Annotated in this window: 6 protein-coding genes; 2 read left to right on the top strand and 4 right to left on the bottom strand. The window is 66.9% G+C overall.

Annotated features, from left to right (window positions below):
• Together D9599_RS31635 and D9599_RS26645 are read left to right on the top strand one after the other, a co-directional pair.
• The coding region (locus tag D9599_RS31635) for a hypothetical protein (RefSeq protein ID WP_232480951.1) at positions 1-195 on the top strand (195 nt) is incomplete at its 5' end.
• 131 nt (positions 196-326) lie between these two features.
• The gene (locus D9599_RS26645; RefSeq protein WP_198384328.1) at positions 327-626 is read left to right on the top strand and encodes a hypothetical protein; all 300 of its coding nucleotides are present in this window, start codon (positions 327-329) and stop codon (positions 624-626) included.
• A 161-nt stretch (positions 627-787) separates the two neighbouring features.
• Here the strand turns inward: D9599_RS26645 and D9599_RS26640 are convergent, their stop codons facing one another.
• The 4 genes from D9599_RS26640 to D9599_RS26625 are packed head-to-tail and all read right to left on the bottom strand — an operon-like array spanning position 788 to position 6531.
• On the bottom strand, positions 788-2083 hold the full coding sequence (locus D9599_RS26640) for an O-antigen ligase (RefSeq protein ID WP_198384327.1): 1296 nt from the start codon (positions 2081-2083) through the stop codon (positions 788-790).
• A gap of 49 nt (positions 2084-2132) precedes the next feature.
• Positions 2133-3641: an exopolysaccharide biosynthesis polyprenyl glycosylphosphotransferase gene (locus tag D9599_RS26635; protein WP_198384326.1), complete on the bottom strand. Its 1509-nt coding sequence runs from the start codon at positions 3639-3641 to the stop codon at positions 2133-2135.
• On the bottom strand, positions 3641-4363 hold the full coding sequence (locus tag D9599_RS26630) for a polysaccharide biosynthesis/export family protein (protein WP_198384325.1): 723 nt from the start codon (positions 4361-4363) through the stop codon (positions 3641-3643). The genes D9599_RS26635 and D9599_RS26630 overlap by 1 nt, the downstream gene beginning before the upstream one ends.
• A complete protein-coding gene (locus D9599_RS26625; protein WP_198384324.1) occupies positions 4363-6531 on the bottom strand; it encodes a hypothetical protein in 2169 nt (722 codons plus the stop codon). The genes D9599_RS26630 and D9599_RS26625 overlap by 1 nt, the downstream gene beginning before the upstream one ends.
• Positions 6532-6669: the final 138 nt, after the last annotated feature.

The following is a 6669-nucleotide window of genomic DNA, read 5'->3' as shown; positions in this document are numbered from 1 at the left end:
GGGGGCAGCTTTTACGTCACCGAGATCGGCAACGAACGGATCCGGATTTCGACGCGAGAGGTCGCTTCCTTGGAATGGTCGAGTGCTGCGGAATGGCGCCGTACGAGTTCAGAAGACCTCACAGCATCGCCGTTAAGGGGTACATCGTGGTGCAGGTTCCCAGGCGAGCAAGGCGGTCACGTCATTGCAATCTGAGAGCGCCGCAATGGTCGGTAAATTGCGAGCCTCTCGCGGCGCGGCGTGCCGAATCCGCGCAACTGATCATGGGACTATTCTTGCAGCGGCCCGTGGTCTGCCTTCGGGCGGTCCGGAGGTGGATGGAGAGCGTGCTGCGCTACATCACCGCATTAGCCAATCCGCAGATAGTGATCTTCGAAGAAGTCGCGAAGATGGCCGATCAAGCAGGCTCCGCGATGGAGAAGTCGCTCGCCGCTCTGCTCACCACCGTGCTCAACGACATCTCCCCGCGACTGACCGGAGCGGACCGGCTGCTATACACGAGGGTACAGCTGGAGAAGCTCGCCTCCACCTATGTCTTGTGGGACAGCACCGCCCCGCTGGACTCAGTCAACAACGACGTCACCGCCGGGAGGCGATGTTATCGCGGCCCTCGATCTCGACCTTGATCGTTCTGGTGAAAGACACGGAGGAGATGTTCCTCATCCTCGCGAACCTTCGTGCTCTAGGCTTTCCGTCACGGTGGACGATTTCAGCAATGGCTATTCCAGCCTTGGCTACTTGGAGGAAGATCCGCTTCGACAAGATCAAGACCGACCACTCGGCCGGATCAGCCCCGGTGGATTGGAGTGCCTGACCGCCCTGGCCGGACCGCTGCCAGGCTCAGCGCTCCGACCATCCAGTAGATCGTCATCAGCCCGACGTCGAACAGTACGGACTCACTATTGTTCAGCACCGCAAGTGTACCGAGGAACATCAGCATCCAGGCGCCTAACCGCCACCTGCCGTACCAAATGGCGCGAAGTATGAGGCAGAAGGTGAGGCCGACCACTGCAGCCAGTAGCAGCATGCCCATCTGCCCGAAGTGGAGCAGGAACTCGCGATAGCCGCTATGAGCGCTGATCACCTCCCAAGCGACATGGTCCCACACCCTGAGCACCCGATTGGACCCATCGATCCAGAAAGCCGAGTAGCCGTAGCCCAGCAGCGGCCTGCGGGCGATCGCCTCATCAATCGCCTCCCAGATCTCGGTGCGCCCAGTTAACGAGGCGTCCTTGCCGATCAGGTCGAGAAGGTCGCTCGTGTTCACTGTGAGCAGGAGAAGACCCGCGGCTGTCACGCCCAGCAAGAGGCCGATAATGGCGAGGATGCGGCTCGCACCGGGTGAGTCGAGCGCGATCACCAGCGGCGTGATGCCGCAGACAGCAATCGACAGCAGGAGCGAGGTCGTGGATCGTGAAAGGACGAGGCAGAGAAGCAGCGCGCCTGAGACGGCATAATCGGCGGCGCTCAGCCTTCCGCGGGCGAGCGCCCCGAAGGAAAGGGCCAACACGCCCGAAAAGAGACTGATGCCGAAGCTGTTCTTCTGGCCGTAGAGGCCACGAATAGCATCGGCGTACTCGCCGGTGTCGAAGCCGTAAGCTGGCCGCAGCACCGCCTCCATGACGCTGAGGGCTGCCGCTGCCAGCATGGCGCGGAGGGCAATCCGCATAAGACGTTGGTCGCCGAGCGCCGCCTGCGCGCCGACCGCGAAAAGCATCAAGCTTGTCATGGTGACGCTGCGCCGGATCGAGTTCTCCGGTGCTACCGACCAGGCCGCGGAGGCAAACATGGCGAGCAGCATCAGCAGGAGCGGCGCCGCACCGAGCAGCAGGCGAGGCACGACGCGGAGATGTCGCAGAACCAGCCAGCCGCCGAGAAGAAGTGCGACGAGTGTGACGGCCGTATTGAGGGGGTCCGAGCCCGCCGCTGCCGTGTCGTCCGGCGGCGCCAGCCTGATGCGTGCCCCGGCATAGAAGGCAAAAAGGACACCGATCAGAACCGCCTGGAAGCGCCCGGTCCCAGTGGGGGAGGCGGAGGGACTGGCCGGAAGCGCCGGCCGTCCCCGGACGATCGGGACCGCCATAGGCGCGCCGTGGATCGCCCGGATGGGCCTCGGGGCCGCACTCACGACGTCAGACCACGTTCCGCCCCGACAGGCCGGTGCTGATGGTGCGAAGGATGATCTTTACGTCCAGCCAGAACGACCAGTTGGTGATGTACCAAAGGTCCATTTCGATGCTGCGGCGCGCGTTCTGGGGGTCACGCAGCGCCATGCTGCGGAGCTTGTTGGCCTGGGCCCACCCGGTCAGCCCGGGCTTGATCCGATGGCGAACCGCGTAGCTTCGGACAAGTTCCGAGAAGCGCTCCTCACCCACCAGCATGTTCGAGACGTAAGGCCGCGGTCCGACGATCGACATCTCTCCCCGCAGCACATTGATGAGCTGCGGCAGCTCGTCGAGGCTGTACTTCCGCAGGATCGCGCCGACCCGCGTGATCCGCTGGTCCACGACGCTGCCCGTGCCGAGCGACCCGTCGTCGTTCGGGTCCAGCGTCATCGTCCGGAACTTGTAGATATGGAACGGCTTCTGGTTCAGCCCGGTGCGGAGCTGGAGGAAGAGGACCGGTCCCGCGCTTTCCAGACGGATGAGGACCGCGATCGCCAGCATCGGGATGCCGAGGATGATGAGCGCCGTGGCGGCGATGAGATAGTCCTCGAACGCCTTTAGAAGCCCCTGGGAGCCCTTCAAGGGGCGCGAAGCCACCTGGAGCGCACCCTGGCCCCCCACACGCGTGAGGCGGGCGAGGCGCGGCTCGGCGTAACCCTCCTCGAAGGGAATGACGATATCGGCGGCGATGCACTCGGCCTTCGGCAGGAGCTGGAGCATTTGCCGCGCGGCGGTCCACGGGAGGGCGAGGACGACGATGTCGACCGGCCGCGACTGGGCAAAGGCTGCGAGGTCGTCCACCGTCCCTAGAACCGGATGGTCGGCGACCTGCTTCACCAAGGGATCGTCCAGCTCGGTCCGGAAGACGCCGAGAACCTCGGAATCTGCCTTGCGCGCCGGGTCGCTAAGCCCTTCGAGCACGCGCTCCGCGGCCTCTCCGGTGCCGAGCACCACGACCTTGCGCTGGAGTATGTTGTAGCGGTCCACGACGCGGATATGCACCGCCTGAAGACCGCGCGTGACGATCAGCAACCCGATCTGCAGCGACTGCCAGGTGACAAACCAGTGGTCGAGCGGTTCGACGATGAGAAGGCAAGCCTCGACCGCAATCATGGTGACGAGGAGCGCGACGCTGTAGCCGGCGAGAAGCTGGCTCGCCTGCAGCCAGAAGCTGCGGTAGCGCTCCACGCGATAGGCTTCCTGCTTCCGCATGACGGAGAAGAAGGTCCAGAACTGCGCGGCCGCAATCACCGCCAACTGGTGACGGGTGAGCGGCGAAGCAAAATCCCCGGGCAAGAAGGCAAGGGCGAGAGAGGGCAGCAGCAGTGCGGCCGCGTCCGTCGTTGCGACCAAGCGGTTGACCAGGCCATGGGTCCAGCGGACGAGGCCGATGCGCGCGGCAGGCGCGTCGTCCGCGTGCTGGGCGACCGCCCATTGCCGCGATAAGGAATGGGCTTGCGGGCTGGAGGAGGCCATCAGAACGGCACCGCGCTGCTTCGATTGACCGCGTAGGAGAAGGTCTTCTGAAATGGCACCAGCCGGTTGAGGTACTGGTCCACCCACTGGTTGATCTCCCCGATCCGACTTTTCGGGACGTAGACGATGTCGCCAGGCTGGAGCGGCACATCCCCGTCGAGCGTTGCCGCGCCGGCGCCGCCGGTCTGGATGAAGCCCTGTACGTTCACCAGGCGGAGCATCGGGCGGTTGCCGGGTGCCCGCCGGATGAGGACCACCTCGTTCATCCGCGCGTCGGCCTCGAAGCCGCCGGCACCGATGATCGCCGCCAGCGTGCCGCGCGGCCCGCGAAGCGGAACGGGCCCGGGCAGGCGCACAGCGCCGCCGACGAGGACGGTCGAGCCCGTCGCCTCATCGAGCGCGACGGTCACGATGGGGTGGTTCAGCACGCGGCGGGAAGCACGGGTGAGGCTCGCCTCGAGCTCGGTCGCCGTCAGGTCCGCCGCGGGCACCGAGCCGCTCGCGCGCGTGCTGATCGTGCCGTCGGGCGCCACCAGGGCAGTCTCGTTCAGCTCGGGCGTCAGCAGGAAGCTCACGCGCAGCCGGTCACCGGGGGCGAAGCGATAGACGGGGGTCGATTCCGTCCAGGGTTCGAAGCCCTGCGGCTCGGCCGGGACGGGCCGCAGCTCCTGCGTCGTGCAGGCACCCAGGAGCAGCAGGAGGAGAAGCGCCGGTCTCCGCATCAGGCGAAGCCCGCCAGCGCTCGGGGCAGGACCCGGCGGTAACTCGTATAGACGAAGCCGAGCAGCGTGCTACCGGAGTTGAGCACGCGGTCGCGCAGCGCCAGCGCCCGGTCCGAGCGCGTGCGCTCCCCCCGCACGACGATCACGTTGGCGTCCATCAGCGCGGTGAGCCGGCGCACGGCATAGCTGTTGTCGTCATCAGGGCCGATCACCACCACGGCGTCGAAGGAGTTGCGCAGCTGGTCCAACAGGTTTCGCGTGCCCTCGATGGTCACCGAGGTGTCCATAAGGAAGGATGAGCCGGCATTGAAGGATACCCAGAGGTTTGGGACCACAGTATTGAACACCAGCAGGTGCCCGGGCACGCGCTCCACCTCCATGGGCTGCGAGCCCAGGGCAGCGAGCTGGCTACGTCCGTCGGTCTGCAGGTCGATCAGCAGTGTGTCGGTGCCGGTACGGCGGGCGTATTCGAGAGCGATGCTGCGTCCCAACTCCTCGCGCCCGTCCTCGCCACCGGCGGCCGCAAACTGCACAATGCAGGGGCGTCGCCCGACTACGCGGACATCGAGTAGCATCGCGACGAAGTCCGCGACCTCGGGCATGCGCTTCATCCCTTCCGTCGCAGTGCGGAGGGAGCCGAAATGCGCGAGGGAGGGAAGGTCCAGGCCACGCTCCGCCTCCTGCGGCGTGGCGAAGCTGCGACGCGTGAGGGTCAGCAGGAGCAACAGCAGGGATGCCGCCGCGAGGCCGGCCACTATCGAGCCCGCGGCCACCGGCCGGCGCAGGCTGGTGCCCCGAAGCGGCGCCGTCGGCGGCTGCACGATATTTATGCTCGCACTTCGCTGCCGGCGGTTGTCCTCCTCCACGCGCGTACCGGCCTCCCGGGTGATCAGCTGGCGGACGATCACCTCCATGCCCTCGCGCTGGCGGCTCAGCTCGCGCAGCTGGGCATCCGCCCCCACCAATTCGGAGCCGCGCACCTCCGCGGCCTGCCGCTGCCGCCCCACCTCCGCGAGCTGGCGGGAGATCGCGTCCTTCTCCACCTGAAGGGCGGCTACTCGGCTGGCGAGCTGATCCAGGACGGGGTTGCGGACCTCGCGCGTCGTCTGGAAGGTGTTCCGCCCGGCCTCCCGCAGCGCCGCGCGCGCCGCGGCGATGCGCTGGTCGAGGTCCGCAAGGCCCGGCCAGCCGGGGGCGTATTGCGCGACCATCCGCTCCCGCTCCTGAAGCAGGCGCGTGAATGTGCTGCGGACCTCGTCGCCCGAAACGGCGTTGGTCGCCTCGGAGGAGGCGTAGACGCGCGTCGGCTGCGCCGACAGACGCTGCTCGGCCGAGGCGAGCTGGGCAGAAGTCTGCACCTCCTGCTCGCGCAGCGCGTCCTCGCGCCGCACAATCGCGTCGAGCCTTCCCGCGAGCAGGTTCATCTCGGTGGAGAGGTCCACGATCCCGTAGCGCGCCTTTACTTGGCCGATTCCCCCCTCCACCTCGCGCAGGCGGTCGCGGGTGCGGTCCAGCTCGGCCACTAGAAGGCGGGAGCTGCTTTCGGAGAAGAGTTCCGCCCGGCGGTCGAGATAGGCATCCACGATCGCGCCAAGCATCTCGATCGCAAGCGCACGGTCAGGCAGGCTCAGCCGGACGCGCAGGATGTTGCTCGTCGCGTCCGCGTCCGTACGAAGGCTTCGCCGGAGGGCCTCGGCGGCCGCGGTAAGCCGCAGGCCCGGCGCTTCCGTCCGGCCGCCTTCCGCCGGGGGGCCGGGAAGACGCTCGAGTCCCACCCGCTCGATCGCGCGGCGGAGCACCTCCTCACTGCCGAGGATCTCGGTCTCGGCGCGCACGGCCTTCTGCATCTCGACCGAGACCACGTTCGGGCCAAAGCCCGAGAGGTCCGGCGCCCCGGCCGTCTCACGGCTGGTGAGGACCATCATGACGGCCTCGGCCGTGTGGCGCGCCGGCAGGAGGAGCGCGAGCGCTATGCCCAGCGCTGCGGGCACGAGGAAAGCGAGCACCACCCAAGGCAGGCGCAGCATGAGCGTGATGACGAGATCGGAGACAGATAGGAACGGCCGCGCGCCCCTGGCCTGCGGGACATAGGCGGCGAGCTCCTGCGAGCTGCCCACGCTATCCGACGAGACCTCCTTGGGGGAGGGAAGGGCGAGCGGAGGGCTCATGCGGACGGCGGAGAGCTTGCAGGGCCGGTAAGGTCAGCACGCGCGGCACCTGCTCTGCGCAAGTAATGGTTCGGCACATGCCTGCTGCTCATAGTATATCTGCCTTCACACAAGCCATGCCTTCTGAGATCGGCGTGC

This window comes from Roseomonas sp. KE2513, assembly GCF_016107305.1.
GTDB lineage: Bacteria > Pseudomonadota > Alphaproteobacteria > Acetobacterales > Acetobacteraceae > Roseomonas.
Note: the sequence above shows the minus strand (reverse complement) of the source record. Positions and strands in the feature narration are given on the sequence as shown.